Genomic DNA, 18927 nt, shown 5'->3' on the forward strand with positions numbered 1-18927 from the left:
CCTGACGATGTCGGCCGACGAATAACCCTCAGCAAGACGCCGCTGGCGTCTTGCTGCGTTTACACATCAGCCCGAAACACTGGGGGAACCGCAGCATGACAAGCTCGGACAAAAACAACACAATTCATGAACTGACCGACGAACAGCTCAAGCAGATCGTCGCCGAAGCCGATACCGGCGGCCGCAAGCCGACCGGTCTCGCCGCCCAACTGCTGGTCGCCGTGGCCCTGGCCTGGTCCCTGTTCCAGCTCTGGATCGCCTCGCCGCTGCCTTTCTCGCTCGGCGTCTTCGTCCTCAACGATACCGAATCGCGAGCCATCCACCTCGCCTTCGCCGTTTTCCTCGCCTTTGCCGCCTACCCGGCCTGGAAGCGCTCGCCGCGCGCCTACGTGCCGGTCATCGACTGGCTGCTGGCGATCGCCGCCGCCTTTTGTGCCGGCTATCTGTTCCTCTTCTACAAGGAGCTTGCAGCTCGCCCCGGCATGCCGACGACGCTCGACCTGGTCGTCGCAGTCACCGGCCTGGCACTGCTGCTCGAAGCCGCCCGCCGGGCACTCGGCCTGCCCATGGTGATCCTGGCCATCGTCTTCCTCGGCTACATCTTCCTCGGCCCTTACATGCCGGAAGTCATCGCCCATCGCGGCGCTTCGCTGGCCAAGGGGATGAGCCACATCTGGCTGACCACCGAAGGCGTCTTCGGCGTCGCCCTGAGCGTCTCGGCCAGCTTCATCTTCCTCTTCGTGCTTTTCGGCGCCCTGCTCGAAACCGCCGGCGCCGGCAACTACTTCATCAAGTCGGCGATCGCCCTGCTCGGCCACATGCGCGGCGGCCCGGCGAAAGCCGCGGTGGTCGCCTCGGCGAGTACCGGCCTGATTTCCGGCTCGTCGATCGCCAATGTCGTGACCACCGGCACCTTCACCATCCCGCTGATGAAGAGCGTCGGCTACCGTGCCGACCAGGCCGCCTCGGTCGAGGTCGCCTCATCGGTCAACGGCCAGATCATGCCGCCGGTGATGGGCGCTGCCGCCTTCCTGATGGTCGAGTATGTCGGCATTCCTTATGTCGAAGTGATGAAGCACGCCCTGGTGCCTGCCTTGATCTCCTATATCGCGCTGTTCTACATCGTGCACCTTGAAGCTCTGAAGATGAAATTGCAGGGCTTGCCGCGGCGCGAGCCGCTGCCTTGGCAAAAAACCATGATCTCGACGGTGATGACCGTCTCCGGCATGGTCATCCTGTCCGCGATCATTTACTGGGGATTCGGCTGGATCAAGGATGTCGCCGGCGATAGCGCCTTCGTCATCGTCGGCCTGCTGATGCTCGCCGCTTATGTCGCCATCGTCCGTTTCGCCGCTCGCTATCCCGAGCTGCACATGGACAAGCCCGACGAAAAGATGGAATACCTGCCGGAAATCGCGCCGACGCTGAAATCCGGGCTGCATTTCCTGCTGCCGGTCGCCGCCCTCGTCTGGAACCTGATGGTCGAACAGCTTTCGCCGGCGCTATCGGCGTTCTGGGCAACGATGTTCCTGATGTTCATCCTCGTCACCCAGCGTCCGCTGTTCGCCTATTTCCGCGGCCAGGGGCAATACGCCCAGGCCAGCCGCCAGGGCTTCAAGGACCTCTTCGACGGCCTGGTCACCGGCGCCCGCAACATGATCGGCATCGGCATCGCCACTGCCACCGCCGGCGTCATCGTCGGTACCGTGACGCTGACCGGCGTCGGCCTGGCGATGACCGAACTGGTCGAAATCCTTTCCGGCGGCAACCTGATGGTGATGCTGGTCCTGGTCGCGGTGATCTCGCTGATCCTCGGCATGGGTCTGCCGACCACCGCCAACTACATCGTCGTGTCCACGCTGATGGCCCCGGTGATCGTCGAACTCGGCGCGCAGAGCGGCCTGCTCGTGCCGCTGATCGCGGTACACCTGTTCGTCTTCTACTTCGGGCTGATGGCCGACGTCACGCCGCCGGTCGGGCTCGCCTCCTACGCCGCCGCCGGGATCGCCAAGAGTGATCCGATCAAGACCGGTTTCACCGCCTTCGGCTACAGCGCGCGCACGGCGATCCTGCCGTTCATGTTCATCTTCAACACGCAGTTGCTGTTGATCGGCATTACCGACGCCTTCCACCTGATCCTGACGATCGGCAGCGCGACGCTGGCCAGCCTGATGTTTGCCGCGGCAACCCAGGGCTTCTTCCTGACCCGCAACCGCATCCATGAAACGCTGATCCTGCTTCTGGTGACCTTCAGCCTGTTCCGTCCTGGATTCTGGATGGACATGATCCATCCGCCGTTCGAGAAACTCGCAGCCACCGAGTTGACGCGGGTTGTCGAAGCCGCGCCGGCAAACACCAAGCTGCGCGTCTGGGTCGAAGGCACGACGCTGGAAGGCAAGGACGTCACCAAGGGGGTGCTGCTCTCGCTCGGCGAACCGGGCAAGGCCAGCGAGCGCCTCGGTCGCATGGGCCTGACCGTGATGAGCCTGGGTGACCAGGTGCAGGTGGCAGCGGTCCGTTTCGGCAGTCCGGCAGAAAAGCTCGGCCTCGAGCAGGGATTCACTTTCAAGCATATCGAGGTTCCCAACCCCGGCAGCCCGGACAAGGAATGGATGTTCATCCCGGCCTTGCTGCTGCTGGCCCTGGTCTGGTTCATGCAGCGCGCCCGGCGTGACCGTGAAGAAGGCCTGACCAACGCCTAACCCCTGGAAAGGACACCTAGCATGAGCAATGACAACGCAAATCAGAGTGGCTACGCGAAACTGGGTGGCCTTTCCTACCTCAACCCGGCGGCGCCCGAGCCCTGGGCCAGCTTCATCGAGCAGATCGAGCGGGTGCGCCCCTACCTCGGCCCGCTCGAGCGCTGGATCGAGACGCTCAAGCATCCGAAGCGGACCCTGATCGTCGACGTGCCGATCGAGCGCGACGACGGCACCATCGCCCACTTCGAGGGCTACCGCGTCCAGCACAACCTGTCGCGCGGCCCGGGCAAGGGCGGCATCCGCTACCACCCGGCGGTGACGCTCAACGAAGTGATGGCGCTGGCCGGCTGGATGACCGTCAAGAACGCCGCCATCGGCCTGCCCTTCGGCGGCGCCAAGGGCGGCATCCGGGTCGACCCGACGGCGCTGAGCCCCGGCGAGCTGCAGCGGATGACCCGCCGCTTCACCTCGGAAATCGGCCTGATCATCGGCCCCGACCGCGACATCCCGGCGCCCGATGTCGGCACCAACGCCAAGATCATGGCGATGATGATGGACACCTTCTCGATGAACCGCGGCGGCACCGCCACCGGCGTCGTCACCGGCAAGCCGATCGCGCTCGGCGGCAGCCTCGGCCGCCAGGAAGCGACCGGCCGCGGCGTTTACCTGTGCGCCCGCGAGGCTGGCAAGCACCAGCAGATTCCGATGGAAGGCGCGCGCGTCGTCGTCCAGGGCTTCGGCAACGTCGGCGGCATCGCCGCCCGCCTGTTCCGTGCCGCCGGCGCCCGCGTCATCGCGGCGGCCGACCACACCGCGACCCTGGTCAACGAAGCCGGCATCGACGTTCCCGCCGCCCAGGCCTGGGTTGCCGCGAACGGCGGCCTGGCCGGCTTCCCCGGCGCGGCGCCGATCGACATCGAGGATTTCTGGCAGCTCGAGTGCGAATACCTGGTACCGGCCGCGCTGGAAGGCCAGATCACGCCCGAGCGCGCCGCCCGCGTGCGCGCCCGGGTCGTCGTCGAGGGCGCCAACGGCCCGACCACGCCGGCCGCCGACGACGTGCTGCGCGAGCGCAAGGTGCTCGTCGTCCCCGACGTGCTGGCCAACGCCGGCGGCGTCACCGTGTCCTACTTCGAGTGGGTGCAGGACTTCTCCAGCTTCTTCTGGACCGAGGACGAGATCAACGCCCGCCTCGAGCGGATCATGGTCTCGGCCTTCGATGCGATCTGGCAGGTGGCGCTGGAAAAGCAGGTGCCGCTGCGCACCGCGGCCTTCATCATCGCCTGCCACCGGGTCCTCGAAGCGCGCGCCGAACGCGGCCTCTACCCCTGAGCCCCTGGCGTCGATCTGACGGTCGACGCCCGTCCCGGGCAAAAAACCAGACACTGCGGCGGCCCCGACGGCCGCCGCAGTTTCGTTCATAATCCGCCGACCATGCCAAGACTGCTGACCAATCCCTATCTCCTGCTCACCCTGACCGCGCTGTTCTGGTCGGGCAACATGGTGCTCGGCCGCGGCATCCGCGCCGACGTGCCGCCGATGGCGCTGGCCTTCTGGCGCTGGGCGATCGCCTTCCTGCTGGTACTGCCGCTGGCGCTGCCGCACCTGAAAAGCCAGTGGCAGCTGCTCAAGCAGGGCTGGCGGCCGGTGCTCGTCCTCGGCCTGCTCGGCGTCGGCGGCTACAACACCTTCGCCTACCTGGCGCTGCAGACGACCACCGCGACCAACGCGGTGCTGCTAAACTCCTTCATCCCGGTCGCCACCATCGCCATTTCCTGGGCCTTCCTCGGCAAGCGCCTGACGCCGCTGGCGGCGACCGGCGTCGTCATCTCGCTGATCGGCGCGATGACCATCGTCGCCCGCGGCGACCTCGACGTGCTGCTGCACCTGGCGCTCAACAGCGGCGACCTGTGGATGCTCGGCGCCGTCGCCATCTGGGCGATCTACACCGTCGGCCTGGCCTGGCGCCCGGCCGGCGTGCATCCGATGCTGATGCTCGCCGCCTTCACCACCGTCGGCCTGGCCGCGCTGTTTCCGGCCTATCTCTGGGAAATCGCCGAGGGGCGGACGATCAACGTGCACCTCGGTTCGCTGGCCTCGCTCGCCTACGTCGGCATCTTCCCCAGCTTCGTCGGCTACATCTTCTACAACCGCGGCGTCGCCGAAGTCGGCGCCAACAAGGCCAGCCTGTTCATCCACCTGATGCCGGTCTTCGGCACCCTGCTCTCGGTCGTCTTCCTCGGCGAGATCCCGCACGCCTACCACTACGCCGGCATCGCGCTGATCTTCGTCGGCATCTGGCTGACGATGAAGAAGGGCTGACCGGCGGATGGGCCTGTTCGACTGGTGGCGCCGGCGCCCGGCGCCAATTCCCGAGGCCCTGTGGCAGCGCACGCTGGCCAGCCTGCCCTTCTTCGCGACGCTGACGGTCGACCAGCAGAAACGCCTGAAAACGCTGAGCGAACGCTTTCTCGCCGAAAAGGAATTCACCGCCGCCGGCGGGCTCGAACTGAACGACGAAATCTGCGTCGCGATCGCCGCCCAGGGCTGCCTGCCGATCCTCGAACTGGGCCTGGGCGCCTATGGCGACTGGGTCGGCATCGTCGTCTATCCCGACGAATTCGTCGTCCAGCGTGAAATCGCCGACGCCGATGGCGTCGTGCACGAGTTCGCCGACGTGCTCGCCGGCGAAGCCTGGGAAGGCGGGCCGCTGCTCGTCTCGTGGCGCGACGTGCAGATGGCCGGCGGCGACTACAACGTCGTCATCCACGAATTCGCGCACAAGCTCGACATGCTCAACGGCGAAGTCGACGGCATCCCGGCGCTGCACTCGACGCTGACGGTCGACCGCTGGGAAAGCGTGTTTTTCGCCGCCTACGACGACTTCTGCGCCCGCGTGGACAGCGGCGAGGAGACGATCATCGACCCCTACGCCAGCGAAGCCCCCGAGGAATTCTTCGCCGTCCTCAGCGAATGCTTCTTCGGCATCCCGGACGTCGTAGACGCCGAGTACCCGGCGCTCTACGCGCTGCTGCGCGAGTACTTCCGCCAGGACCCGCTGGCCCGGCTGCGGGCAAAATAAAAGCCGGCCCGCGGGCCGGCTTGGCATGGCGCGAGGTCGCTCAGACCTTGCTCACCAGGTTCGACAGGGTGACGTTGGTGGCCACCTGGGCGAGCAGCTTCTGCAGGCCGACACGCGCCTTCAGGTTGATGATCAGCGGTGCGCGCAGGCTCGGGGCGATGCCGGCGCCCTCTTCTTCCTGCTTGTAGAGAACCAGCATGACGACCACGTCCTCGGCCGCCGGCGACTGCAGCAGCGCGTCTTCCTCGTCGGTCAGCTCGAGCTCGTAGCTGAAGCCGAGCGCAGCCGGGTCGATGATCTGGAAGGCCAGGGCCGGATCCTCGAGCGACTGCAGCGTGAAGCTCGCCGGCGTGCCCTTGGCTTCCTCGTGGGCCAGCATGAAGCGGGTCTTGTCCTCGAAAGCGAACAGGCCCTTGGGGAAAGTGACGATCTTTTCCGGCGCGACGTCGACGGCACCGAACAGGTAAGTCTGGACTTGCATGGGTTTCCTCCTCTGACATTGGAATGCTGACGCAGACATCCTACACCGTTCGGCGCGCAGTTGTAATTTCGCCGGGGATTGCGCATCATTGCCCCCCTTTTTTGCTGCCCGCCGTTTCCATGCTCGCACCCATCGAACACCGCATCGCCCTCGAACTCGGCGTCCGCCCGGCCCAGGTCAAGGCCGCCGTCCAGCTCCTCGACGAAGGCGCCACCGTGCCCTTCATCGCCCGCTACCGCAAGGAAGTCACCGGGGAACTCGACGACACCCAACTGCGCAACCTCGAAGAGCGCCTCGGCTACCTGCGCGAGCTCGAGGATCGCCGCGGCGCGGTGCTGGCCAGCATCGAGGAACAGGGCAAGCTGACGCCGGAACTGCGCGGCGAGATCGAGAACGCCGAAACGAAGCAGCGCCTCGAAGACCTCTACCTGCCGTACAAGCAGAAGCGCCGGACCAAGGCGCAGATCGCCCGCGAAGCCGGGATCGAGCCGCTCGCCCTCGGCCTGCTGGAAAACCCCGAGCTGACGCCGGAAGACGAAGCCGAGAAGTACATCAACGCCGAGGCCGGTTTCGCCGACACCAAGGCCGTCCTCGACGGCGCCCGCCAGATCCTGATGGAAAAGTTCGCCGAAGACGCGCAACTCTTGCAGACGCTGCGCGACTACCTGAAAGAGCACGGACTTTTGCGGTCGACCGTGGTCGAAGGCAAGGAAACCGAAGGCGCCAAGTTCCGCGACTGGTTCGACTTCGCCGAATCCATCGTCGACATGCCCTCGCACCGTGCGCTGGCGCTGCTGCGCGGGCGCAACGAAGGCTTCCTCAACGTCGCCCTGGTGCTCGACTCGGAACTCAACGAAGACGCCGTCAAGCCCGGCCCGAACGCCTGCGAGCAGCGCATCGCCGCGCGCTTCGGCATCAAGCACCAGAACCGCCCGGCCGACAAATGGCTGCAGGACACCGTGCGCTGGACCTGGAAGGTCAAGGTCTATACCCACCTCGAACTGGAACTGGTCAACGAACTGCGCGAGCGCGCCGAGGAAGAAGCCATCCGCATCTTCGGCAAGAACCTCAAGGACCTGCTGCTCGCCGCCCCGGCCGGCCAGCACGTGACCATGGGCATCGACCCGGGCATCCGCACCGGCTGCAAGATCGCCGTCGTCGACGCCACCGGCAAGCTGCTCGACACCGCCACCATCTACCCGCACGAACCGCGCAACGACTGGGCCGGCTCGATCTCGACGATCGCCCGCCTGGCCTCGACGCATGGCGTGACGCTGGTCGCCATCGGCAACGGCACCGCCAGCCGCGAGACCGACAAGCTGGTCCAGGACGTCATGAAGAAGTACCCGGAAGCCCGGCTGCAGAAGATCGTCGTCTCGGAAGCCGGCGCCTCGGTCTATTCCGCTTCGGAACTGGCCGCCAAGGAATTCCCCGACCTCGACGTCTCGATTCGCGGCGCCGTGTCGATCGCCCGCCGCCTGCAGGACCCGCTCGCCGAACTGGTCAAGATCGAACCAAAGTCGATCGGCGTCGGCCAGTACCAGCACGACGTGTCGCAATCCAAGCTGGCGAAGAACCTCGATGCCGTCGTCGAGGACTGCGTCAACGCCGTCGGCGTCGATGTGAACACCGCCTCGGTGCCGCTGCTCACCCGCATTTCCGGCCTCAACGGCAGCCTGGCCGCGAACATCGTCAGCTACCGCGACGCCCACGGCGCCTTCAAGAGCCGCGACGACCTGAAGAAGGTGCCGCGCCTCGGCGACAAGACCTTCGAACAGGCCGCCGGCTTCCTGCGCGTGCCGAACGGCGAGAACCCGCTCGACGCCTCTTCCGTGCACCCGGAAGCCTATCCGCTGGTCGAGAAGATCATCGTCGACCTGAAGAAGCCGATCAAGGAACTGCTCGGCAACAGCCAGGCGCTCAAGGGCCTCAACCCGGCCAAATACACCGACGAGCGCTTCGGCCTGCCGACCGTGCAGGACATCTTCAAGGAACTGGAAAAACCCGGCCGCGACCCGCGCCCCGAGTTCAAGACGGCGACCTTCGCCGACGGCGTCGAGGAAGTGAAGGACCTGCGCCCGGGCATGATCCTCGAAGGCGTCGTCACCAACGTCGCCGCCTTTGGCGCCTTCGTCGACATCGGTGTGCACCAGGACGGCCTGGTCCATGTCTCGGCGCTGTCCAACAGCTTCGTCAAGGACCCGCACGACGTGGTCAAGGCCGGCCAGGTGGTCAAGGTCAAGGTGCTCGAAGTCGACCTCGCCCGCCAGCGCATCGCGCTGACCATGCGCATGAGCGACGAGCCGAAGAAACACGACGGCGGCAGCCAGCGCGGTGCGCCGCTGTCGAAGCAGCAGGCTCGCCACAACGCGCCGCCGCCGGCCGGCAACGCGATGGCCAACGCCTTCGCCAAGCTGCGCAAATAAAAAAGCCGGGGCAGGATTCCCCTGCCCCGGCTGCTTTCACCGCCGCGATCAGAACGCCCAGATCGCCCGCGCGCTCAACTGGTGGATCCGGTAGGCCTGGCGGAACTCGCCGTCATAGCTGAGCGCGACGCTGACACCGTCGGCAACCTGCTTGCGATAGGCGGCACCGACCTGCAAGGCATCGCGCTCCGGCTTGTCCGAATCGATCCGGAAACTCGAACCGCCACCGTTCAGGCTGGCGCTGATCTGCGGCGCATTGGCGAATTCGTGCAGGTAACGGGCGCGCAGCTGCCACTGGCTGTCGGTCGACAACTGCTGGCGCAACTCGACGCCGAGCACCGACTGCAGCGAACGCGAGCTGCCGTCGCCGACGCGCAGCGCAGCCGCGGCATCGCCCTTCTCCGTATAGCTGCCGGTGCGCACGTAGCCCGCCCGCGCACCGAGCAACCAGCGCCCGGACCAGGTCGGCGAGATGGCGAACGGGAAGCCGAACTCGACCCGGCCGTTCACACCGTAGCCGCGATAGTCGCCGCGCAAGTCGGCGGCAAAGCCGCCGAAGGCGACGCGACGGCGGCTGGCGTAGTCGTTGTAGCCGGCAACCAGCGACGCATCGAGCGTCAGGTCGTCGGCACGGCGGATCAGGTAAGTCCCCAGATGCAGCGAACCGACGCGCAGGTCGTCACCGCGTGCGATGCCGTTGCCGTCGGTGGTGGCACGCGTGTAGCCGGCCGAAATCCCGACCACCTCGTGCGCCGAGCGATCCGCCTCGATACCGGCAGCGACGCCGCCGGCGGCGATCCGGTAGCCACCGCTATCCGCCCGCGCCCCCTGGCTCCCCCAGGCGCCCAGGGTTTCCAGCCAGAACCGGCGCCCGCCGTCATCGCCGGAAGCGAGGCCGCTGCGCGCCGCCGCCGCACGATTGTCGAAGGCCGAGAACAACATGCCCGATGCCATCTGCGTCGCCCGGAAGCCGCCGCCGTTGCTGGGCGGCGCGACTTGCGCCAGGGCCTGGTCAAGCGCCGCGCCCGATGACTGGCTGTCCAGCGCAGCGAGCAGCGGATCGGCGCTGGAACTGCCGGACTGACCGAGTTGATCGAGGACGCCGGCCAGCCCGCGGCGATCGCCTGCCGCCAGCGACGCCAGCGTCGCCGTGCGCGTCGCCGTCAGCAACAGGTCGCCGCCGGACTGGCTCAGGGCATAGCTGACCGTTGCCGACCCGGCATCCGCCGCCAGGCTCGGCAAGCCCGAGACACCGCCCTGGACCAGCGTGTACTGCGCGCCATGGGTCACGTAGGCCTGCGGCAACGGACGGATCGTCGCGCTCGCCGCCAGCGTCGTGGTCCCGGCCACCGTGAAGCGATCGCTGCTGTTGCCCTGCCCCAGGCGCATCTCGACACTGGCCGCGGCGCCGAGCGCAAGATTGCCGCCGACCGCGATGTTGCGCAGCACCTCGCCGACGGGCGCCCGGAAGCTGCCTTCGATGGCGATGTCGGCGCTGGTCGACACCCCGCCATTGACCTGCAGGCTGGCGCCGGCGTCGACCTGCAGGGCGGTGACGTTGCCCAGCGCATAATCGAACACCGTGCTCCCGTCGCGCACGATGAAGCGCTCGAAGCCGCTCAGCGTGCCGCTGGCGAAGCGCTGGCTGCCGCCGGTCTCGAGGGTGTCGCTGCCGGCACCGCCGACCACGCTGCCAACGACGACGCCGCTGCTGCCGCCGGCGAACAGCTTGAGCACGTCGTCGCCGTCGCCCATGTCGATCGCCAGGCCGTTGCGGCCTTCGATGCGGCCGTAGTTGCTCAGCGTGTCGGCACCGCCGCCCATCTGCACGGCCGCCCCGGCCGTCGTGCTGGCCGCTTCGTCCACCCGCGTCGATTCGCTGCCGCCGGTGATCGTGCCGCTGGCGTAATTGACCAGGAGATCGTCGAAATTGCCGACCAGTCCGATTGCCGTCCGCCGCTCGCCGACGATGCTGCCTTCGTTGTAGATGCGCGCCGCGGCCGGATTGGCCGTCGCCGTGCCGCGCCCGGCGGCAAGCGCCGTGCCGTTGGCTCCGTCGTCGATGAGGATGCCCTTGGACTGGCCGTAGATCGTCGCCCCGGCATGGTTGACGATGGTCCCGCCACCGGCCGCGATGCCGTCGGCGCCATTCGCATTGCCGCCCGAGTCGAGGCCGCCGGCACCGTTGCCGCGGATGCTGCCCCAGTTCTCGACATAGGCGACACCGTCGATATCGACCCCGTCGCCATCGCCGTTGCTGGTCGTCAGGCCCAATCCCTCGTGGTCGTAGACATTGCCGGCGCCGGCGTAATTGCCGCTGATCGCGCCATGGTTGATGACCACGCCGTGGCCGTCGAGGCCGACGCCGGAGCCGTTGTTGCCGGTCAGCGTGGCACCGGCGTAGTTGATCACCACCGGGTTGTCGATGCGGATGCCGCTGGTCGTGGTCACCCCGACGACCTTGTCGAAGGTCGCGCCGTTGGGACCGGTCGACGTCACCACCAGGCGGTCGATGCCGACCAGGTCGCTGTCGGCGGCCGCAGCCACCGGGTCGCCGCCGTCGATGGCATGACGCGGGCCGGTGATCGAACCATGGTTGAGGATCAGCACGTTGGTGCGCCCGTTCTCGATGGCCACGCCATCGGCCGCCGAATAGTCATTGACGCAGGCCGCCCCGAGATAATCCGGGCAACTGGTATTGACCGCGCCGGTCGAGAAGATCGCGCCGTAATTGGTCAGCGTGAAATTGCTGCCCAGGCGCAGCGCATCGTTGCCGGTCGAGCTGATCACCGCGCTGCGGTTGCCGGCGGCGCCGTTGATGATCTGGTTGTTGGTCGAGGAATAGGCGGCATCGGCCTTGATCGCCCGCTCGCCGCCGACCGACGGCCCGCTCTGGGCGATCGTCCCCTGGTTGTCGATCAGGTAGCTGCCGGCGGCACGGTTCAGGCGGATGACGACGTTGCCGCTGGCGCTGATCAGGCCGCCGGACTGGTTGCTGATGACCAGCAGCGGCGTGCCGGTGTTGGCGTCGATCGTGCGTCCGCTGCCGGTCTGGCTGATCGTGCCGCCGTTGACGATGTTCACCGTGCCGGTGCCGACATTGATCGCGACCGTGCTGCCGGCAGTCGACAGCGTGCCGCCCGCCGCCACGTTGCCGCTTTCTCCCCCGACCACGGTCTGGCCGGTGTTGCTGGTTTCGCCGTCGGCAACGACGAAGCTGGCGGCGTAGGCCTGGGTCAGGAACAAGGTTTGGACGGCCAGTGCCAGTGGCAGGCGCCGGAAGGCTGGATGCATTGCGAGGACCCCTGGAGAAAAAATGTGGCGATTCTATGTACGGTGCATTGCAGCAACGTGACAACGGAATGACCGGCCTTCCTTGCATTTGCTTACATCCTGCAACCGGATCGCGGCAGATTCGCCGGCGCCGGCGGCGTAGACTTTCCCCATCACAAGAACAGGGAGAGAACGATGAAACATCCGCGCTTGCTGCTCGGCCTGCTGCCGCTCGGCCTCTGGGCCGCCTTCGCGCTACCTGAGCTGCTCGCTGCCGACGGCGGCCCCTGGTCGTGGCGGCGCCACCTGATCCTGCTCTCGGGCATCGTCGCGCTGTGGTGGATGAGCGCCGGCATGCTGCTGGCCACCCGCGCGCCCTGGCTGGAAAACATCGGCGGCGGACTCGACCGGCTCTATCGGCTGCACAAGCAGGTCGGCATCGGCGCCGGCCTGCTCGTGCTGCTGCACTGGCAACTCGAATGGCTGCCCAAGACGCTGGCCAAGGCCGGCCTGATCGCCGGCCCGAACCGGCCGCGCGGCGCCCACCAGCCGGATTTCTGGATCGACCTGGCCAAGGATGTCGGCGAATGGGCCGGCTACCTGCTGATGGCGCTGGTCGTCGTCGCCCTGCTCCGGCGCATTCCCTATCGCGCCTTCCGCCTGGTGCACAAGGCTTTCGGCGCGATTTTCCTGGCCGGCGCCTTCCACGGCCTGCTGCTGATGCCGGCCGAATTCTGGCAGACGCCGCTGGCGTGGACGACGCTCGCCGTCGCCGCCCTCGGCGTGGTCCCGGCGCTGCTCTCGCTGAGCGGCCGGATCGGCCGCCGGCGCCAGCATGCGGCAAGCTTGACGGGATTGCGCGCGCAGCCCGGCGGCATCCTCGAGCTGGACTGCCGGCCGGCAAGCTGGCCGGGGCACCGTGCCGGCCAGTTCCTGTTCGTCGATTTCGGGGTGGCCGGCGAAGGCGCCCATCCGTTCACCATCGCTTCCGACTGGCAGGCCGGCGACGGCACGCTGACGCTGGCGATCAAGGCGCTCGGCAAGTTCACGGCGAGCCTGCCGGAGCGCCTGCAGGTCGGCCAGGCGCTCCGGCTTGAAGGACCTTATGGCCATTTCGATTTTTCGCCGAAAACCCCGGTCGACCGTGCACCGGCACCGCAGATCTGGGTCGCCGGCGGCATCGGCATCACGCCCTTCCTCGCCCGCCTGCAGGCGCTGGCCGGGCGCGGCGAGCGCGCCGACGTCGACCTGTTCTACTCAAGCACCGGCGACGGCAGCTTCCCGGAGACGCTGGCCGCGCTCTGCGCCCGCACCGGCGTCCGCCTGCACCGTCGCCTGAGCGAGCGCGACGGCCCGTTCGCCGACGACGAGATCGCCGCCCGCCAGCGCCCCGGCTGCAGCGTCTGGTTCTGCGGCCCGCGCGGCTGGGGCGAGGCGCTGGCCCGGCGTTTCCGCCGCGCCGGCCTGGCTGCCGCCGACTTCCACCAGGAAGCCTTCGAGTTCCGCTGACTCAGTCGCGGCGCGGCGTTCCCGGCGGCAGCGCGCGCAGGTACTGGGCCGGCCAGGCGGCGGCGACACCCAGCGCCTGCGCCGCCTGCAGCGGCCAGTAGGGATTGCGCAGGATCTCGCGGCCGACCAGCACCAGGTCGGCCTCGCCGCCGGCGACCAGCGCCTCGGCCTGGGCGGCTTCGGTGATCAGCCCGACCGCCGCCACCGGCAGGCCGGTCTCGCGCCGGATGCGCGCCGCGAACGGCACCTGGAAGCCGGGCGCGGCGGGAATCTTCGCCGCCGGATCGAGGCCGCCGGTGGACACATCGACGAGATCGACACCGTCGTCCCTGAGCAGCCGGCAGAGCGCCACCGTCTGCTCGGCATCCCAGCCGCCGTCGAGCCAGTCGGTCGCCGACAGGCGGATCAGCAGCGGCAGTTCGGACGGCCAGACGGCGCGCACCGCGGCGACCACCTCGCGGGTCAGGCGCACGCGGTTGGCGAAGCTGCCGCCGTAGTCGTCGTCGCGCCGGTTGCTCAGCGGCGACAGGAACTGGTGCAGCAGGTAGCCGTGCGCGGCGTGGATCTCGACCGCCTGGAAACCGGCGCGGCGGGCCCGCTCGGCGGCCGCGACGAAGGCGGCAACGACGCCGGCGATGGCCGCGGCGTCGAGTTCCTGCGGCGTGTCGTAGCCGGTGAAGGCGAGCGCCGACGGCGCCACCGCCGTCCACCCGCCCTCGGCCGCCGTCAGCGTGCGCTGGGCTTCCCAGCCGCGGCCGACGCTGGCCTTGCGACCGGCGTGCGCCAGCTGGATTGCCGGCACCGCACCCTGGTCGGCGATGGCGGCGGCGATGCGCGCCAGCGGCGCCACCTGGGCCTCGTCCCAGAGGCCCAGGTCGCCCGGGCTGATGCGCCCCTCGGGCAGCACCGCGCTGGCTTCGACGATGACCAGGCCGGCGCCGCCGACGGCGCGGCTGGCGTAGTGCTGCAGGTGCCAGTCGCCGGCGCGGCCGTCGGTGGCGGAATACTGGCACATCGGCGGGATGCCGATGCGGTTGGGCAAAGTCAGGCTGCGCAAGGAAAACGGGGTGAATAACGCGGACATCGAAAGTCTCCGGTCTACATTCAAAAATGGGCAAATATCACGGTCGACCGTGATTGTCGGTCAAAAACCGGCGAGCACCAGCTTGCCGCGCGCCTTGCCGCTCTCGATCAGGGCGTGCGCCCGGCGCAGGTTGGCGGCGTCGATGCGGCCGAGGTTGGCGGCCAGCGTCGTGCGCACCCGCCCGTCATCGACCAGCCGCGCCAGCTCGGCGAGCAGTTCGCCCTGGCGGGCGAGGTCGGCAGTGGCGAACAGCGGCCGGGTGAACATGAACTCCCAGTGCACCGAAACGCTCTTGCGCTTGAGCGGGACGATGTCGAGGCTGGCCGGATCGTCGATCAGCGCGAACTTGCCCTGCGGCGCGATCAGCTCGACCACCTCGGCGAAGTGCTGCTCGCTCTGGTTGAGGCTGACCACGTAATCGGCCTCGGCGTAGCCGGCGGCGCGCAGGCCGGCGGCGAGCGGGGCGCCATGATCGACCACCGCATGCGCGCCAAGATCGAGCAGCCAGTCGCGGGTTTCCGCCCGCGACGCGGTGCCGACCACGGTCAACCCGGTCAGCTGGCGCGCCAGCTGGACGAGGATCGAGCCGACGCCGCCGGCGGCGCCGATGACCAGCAGCGTGCCGGTCGAAGCGGCGTGCAGGCCGAGCCGGTCGAAGAGGATTTCCCAGGCGGTGATCGCCGTCAGCGGCAAGGCCGCCGCCTGCGCGAAGTCCACGGTCGACGGCATTTTTGCGGCAATTCTCGCGTCGACCGCATGCAGTTCGCTGTTGCCGCCCGGCCGGGCGATCGAACCGGCGTACCAGACGCGGTCGCCGGGCGCAAAACCGCGCACCGCCGCGCCGACGCCGACGACCTCGCCGGCAACGTCCCAGCCGAGCACCTTCCACTCGCCGGCTGCCGGCGTCACGCCGCGGCGCACCTTGGTATCGACCGGATTGACCGAAATCGCGCGCACCGCGACCAGCAGGTCGTGCTCGCCGGCCACCGGCGCCGGCAGTTCGACATCGACCAGCGCATTCGCCGCATCGATCGGCAGGGATTGTTGATAGGCAACAGCTTTCATCTCGGGCTCCGCAAGGGTTGGAATGGACGGCGCCAGTATCGTTTACGCCATTATCGAAATAAACTAGGCGACAAACGAAACACTTTCAAAAATTCAATGAAAATCCGCAACCTGCACGACCTCGAACTCTTCGTCCGCGCCGCCGAACTCGGCAGCCTCTCCGCCGCCGCGCGCCAGCTCGATCTCTCGCCGGCCCTGGCCAGCGCCGGGCTGAAGCGGCTCGAAGGCGAACTCGGCGTGCCGCTGATGCTGCGCTCGACGCGCAGCCTGCGCCTCACCGGCGAAGGCGAACGCCTGCTCCCCGCCGCCCGCCTGGCGCTCGACGGCCTGCGCGACGCCACCGAGGAAATCGCCACCGGCCGCCAGGTCGTCCGCGACCACCTGCAGATCTCGCTGCCCTCCGACCTCGGCCGCAACCACATCCTCGGCTGGCTCGACGAATTCCAGGCGCGCTGGCCCGAGGTCAGCTTCCGCCTGCAGTTCAGCGACCGCCTGGCCGACGTCTACCGGCAACCGGTCGACCTCGCCATCCGCTACGGCAGCCCGCCCGACTCCGGCCTCGTCGCGCTGCCGCTGTACGCCGCCAACCGCCGCATCCTCTGCGCCGCCCCCACCTACCTCGCCGCCCACGGCGCCCCGGCCAGCCCGGCCGACCTCGCCGGCCACAACTGCCTGCGCTTCCGCCTCGGCGACGAACTCCACGACCAGTGGCGCTTCACCCGCGGCGCCGACGAACTGCGCATCGACGTCGCCGGCAACCGCGCCTGCGACGACGGCGACGCCGTCCGCCGCTGGGCCATCGCCGGCCGCGGCATCGCCTACAAATCCGGCCTCGACATCGCCGCCGACCTCGCCGCCGGCCGCCTCGTCCGCCTCTGCCCCGACTGGCAAGGCGAGCCCGTCCCCCTCGCCCTGCTCTGCGCCGACCGCCGCCAGCTATCGCCCACGGTGGTACTGCTCAGGGACCACCTGCGGGAAAGGTGCGAGGCGCTGGCGGGGCATTCCAGCGACTAAGCCACCAGCCACTGCTGCTACGCCAAAAATTAAATTTCTCCCCTCCAAGTCGCTGACAAACTATCAATAGTCGAGCTCACAGAATTAGTCGGCGCCCCCTGAATCTGTTCACCTGTGGTGAAGAGCCATTTCAACGTACTTTTCTGAGCTGCCTATCCGGCAGTGACGGTGGCCATCATCGCCGGCTACGATGTGATCGATTTCTGAGCTGCCTATCCGGCAGTGACGACCGGTAACGCCGGTGCCCGAGCTGCTGGTGCTTTCTGAGCTGCCTATCCGGCAGTGACGAAAATCCGTGGATCGCTCCTTTTGCCTTCTCCTTTCTGAGCTGCCTATCCGGCAGTGACGTGGTCAAACCCCCTTCTTGGCGGCAGCAGCCTTTTCTGAGCTGCCTATCCGGCAGTGACGCTGCCGCTCGACAACGACGACCGCCGCCACCTTTTCTGAGCTGCCTATCCGGCAGTGACGGTGGTAACGGCCGTGGCGCCGCTTGCGTAGAATTTCTGAGCTGCCTATCCGGCAGTGACGCGACATCGACCCCGGCAACGCTAACCGTTCCGTTTCTGAGCTGCCTATCCGGCAGTGACGACCGAGAGCGATGAAACCTGCTCGGCGTCGCGTTTCTGAGCTGCCTATCCGGCAGTGACGGCCTCGAGGAACTCGCGAACGATGTCCGACCATTTCTGAGCTGCCTATCCGGCAGTGACGAAAACAGACATTCCACCGGGGGAATTCCCCTCTTTCTGAGCTGCCTATCCGGCAGTGACGAATGGCCTGCCGCAGCAGATCGGGCATCTGCATTTCTGAGCTGCCTATCCGGCAGTGACGCCTCGAGCTGGACGGCCTCAACGACAGCGACTTTTCTGAGCTGCCTATCCGGCAGTGACGTTGGAATTTCGGCCGCCGGCGTTCCGATCTATTTTCTGAGCTGCCTATCCGGCAGTGACGATCTTCTTCGCCTGGTTACTGAGCGTTTCCCTTTTCTGAGCTGCCTATCCGGCAGTGACGAGAGAACCGCGCCAAATCCTTGGCTCTATAGGCTTTCTGAGCTGCCTATCCGGCAGTGACGTCGACGATGCGCGACAGCCCCCAGGGCAACGATTTCTGAGCTGCCTATCCGGCAGTGACGAGCACGATGCGCTGCTCGACCGGTCCGGCATCTTTCTGAGCTGCCTATCCGGCAGTGACGAGTTGCTGATCGCCTGCAGCGCCACCCCGGGCTTTCTGAGCTGCCTATCCGGCAGTGACGGTACTCCCCCTCGTCGAGCGATTCGAACGACATTTCTGAGCTGCCTATCCGGCAGTGACGCAGGCCGGCGCGGATCGCGGCGAGGGTGCGCTTTTCTGAGCTGCCTATCCGGCAGTGACGCGAAGCGTTGGCCCATCAAGCATGGAACTGCTTTTCTGAGCTGCCTATCCGGCAGTGACGACGTTCATCATCACCGGCACCCGGTTCGGCAATTTCTGAGCTGCCTATCCGGCAGTGACGGAAACCGGTCCCGGTTTCGGTCGGCGGGTGCCTTTCTGAGCTGCCTATCCGGCAGTGACGGTGACCGTGCTCTTTTTCCTGATCCTGCTGCTTTTCTGAGCTGCCTATCCGGCAGTGACGGATGTCGGCGGGTTCGCCGCTTTCGAGATCCATTTCTGAGCTGCCTATCCGGCAGTGACGTACTGCACGCACCCCGGAAACCCGGTTAATCATTTCTGAGCTGCCTATCCGGCAGTGACGTCGGTCTCCGGGAACCGGATCTCGAAGTCGCGTTTCTGAGCTGCCTATCCGGCAGTGACGGCCGGCCGGAACATCTGATGATCGTTCGTGCTTTTCTGAGCTGCCTATCCGGCAGTGACGGCGAACTGACGGACTGCGCGATAGAAGAGATTTTTCTGAGCTGCCTATCCGGCAGTGACGGTCGTTTGGCTGATCGTTCTTGCGATGATCTTTTTCTGAGCTGCCTATCCGGCAGTGACGTCGCCGTAGAACTTGCGCACGCCAGCCACCCATTTCTGAGCTGCCTATCCGGCAGTGACGGGCCAGCTGTTCGTCAAGCTGTTGCTTGGTCATTTCTGAGCTGCCTATCCGGCAGTGACGCTTCCTGCAGCGCCTGAGCGATATGGAACGTTTTTCTGAGCTGCCTATCCGGCAGTGACGAACTCGGCCAGCCAGCCGTAGTTCTCGACCTTTTTCTGAGCTGCCTATCCGGCAGTGACGGCGTTGGCCTGAGCGTCCTGCAGCGCCTTGTTTTTCTGAGCTGCCTATCCGGCAGTGACGGGCAACGAGATGCGATCCGCCT

General features: G+C 67.1%; 11 protein-coding genes and 1 CRISPR repeat array (1 of these 12 cut by a window edge). Of the genes, 7 read left to right on the forward strand and 4 right to left on the reverse strand.

Translation table 11 applies throughout. The annotated features are described in order from the left end of the window. The first annotated feature begins 95 nt into the window (after positions 1–95). The 4 genes from DFR40_RS05290 (at position 96) to DFR40_RS05305 (ending at position 5784) form a co-directional block, all read left to right on the forward strand. Positions 96–2702 (forward strand): TRAP transporter permease, encoded by a 2607-nt coding sequence (locus DFR40_RS05290; RefSeq protein WP_121457411.1) that lies wholly within the window; start codon positions 96–98, stop codon positions 2700–2702. A gap of 21 nt (positions 2703–2723) precedes the next feature. After that, entirely contained in the window at positions 2724–4034 is a 1311-nt protein-coding gene (locus DFR40_RS05295; protein ID WP_121457412.1) for a Glu/Leu/Phe/Val family dehydrogenase, read from the forward strand. A gap of 102 nt (positions 4035–4136) precedes the next feature. Then, positions 4137–5024, forward strand: a complete 888-nt coding sequence (locus DFR40_RS05300; protein WP_121457413.1) for a DMT family transporter — start codon at positions 4137–4139, stop codon at positions 5022–5024. Positions 5025–5031: 7 nt separating this feature from the next. After that, positions 5032–5784, forward strand: coding sequence for a M90 family metallopeptidase (locus tag DFR40_RS05305; RefSeq protein WP_121457414.1), 753 nt, complete (start codon positions 5032–5034; stop codon positions 5782–5784). A 40-nt stretch (positions 5785–5824) separates the two neighbouring features. Here DFR40_RS05305 and fliW read toward each other — a convergent pair whose 3' ends face one another. Beyond that, the gene (gene fliW / locus DFR40_RS05310; protein ID WP_121457415.1) at positions 5825–6265 is read right to left on the reverse strand and encodes a flagellar assembly protein FliW; all 441 of its coding nucleotides are present in this window, start codon (positions 6263–6265) and stop codon (positions 5825–5827) included. A gap of 119 nt (positions 6266–6384) precedes the next feature. Between fliW and DFR40_RS05315 the strand changes: the two genes are divergently transcribed. After that, the gene (locus DFR40_RS05315; protein WP_121457488.1) at positions 6385–8691 is read left to right on the forward strand and encodes a Tex family protein; all 2307 of its coding nucleotides are present in this window, start codon (positions 6385–6387) and stop codon (positions 8689–8691) included. A gap of 48 nt (positions 8692–8739) precedes the next feature. Here DFR40_RS05315 and DFR40_RS05320 read toward each other — a convergent pair whose 3' ends face one another. Next, positions 8740–11985, reverse strand: coding sequence for an autotransporter domain-containing protein (locus DFR40_RS05320; RefSeq protein WP_121457416.1), 3246 nt, complete (start codon positions 11983–11985; stop codon positions 8740–8742). Positions 11986–12159: 174 nt separating this feature from the next. Between DFR40_RS05320 and DFR40_RS05325 the strand changes: the two genes are divergently transcribed. Further along, a complete protein-coding gene (locus DFR40_RS05325) occupies positions 12160–13473 on the forward strand; it encodes a ferredoxin reductase family protein (RefSeq protein WP_121457417.1) in 1314 nt (437 codons plus the stop codon). A 1-nt stretch (position 13474) separates the two neighbouring features. On the opposite strand, the gene DFR40_RS05330 is transcribed toward DFR40_RS05325, so the two are convergent. Both DFR40_RS05330 and DFR40_RS05335 read right to left on the reverse strand, forming a co-directional pair. Further along, the gene (locus DFR40_RS05330; protein WP_121457418.1) at positions 13475–14557 is read right to left on the reverse strand and encodes an NADH:flavin oxidoreductase/NADH oxidase; all 1083 of its coding nucleotides are present in this window, start codon (positions 14555–14557) and stop codon (positions 13475–13477) included. Between the two features lie 60 nt (positions 14558–14617). Continuing rightward, positions 14618–15622: a zinc-binding alcohol dehydrogenase family protein gene (locus tag DFR40_RS05335; RefSeq protein ID WP_121457419.1), complete on the reverse strand. Its 1005-nt coding sequence runs from the start codon at positions 15620–15622 to the stop codon at positions 14618–14620. 96 nt (positions 15623–15718) lie between these two features. Between DFR40_RS05335 and DFR40_RS05340 the strand changes: the two genes are divergently transcribed. Beyond that, positions 15719–16636, forward strand: coding sequence for a LysR family transcriptional regulator (locus DFR40_RS05340; RefSeq protein ID WP_121457420.1), 918 nt, complete (start codon positions 15719–15721; stop codon positions 16634–16636). 140 nt (positions 16637–16776) lie between these two features. After that, positions 16777–18927: a CRISPR direct-repeat array (repeat unit 28 nt; unit sequence TTTCTGAGCTGCCTATCCGGCAGTGACG) (it continues 2378 nt past the right edge of the window).

The sequence above is a fragment of the Azonexus fungiphilus genome, assembly GCF_003634965.1.
GTDB lineage: Bacteria > Pseudomonadota > Gammaproteobacteria > Burkholderiales > Rhodocyclaceae > Azonexus > Azonexus fungiphilus.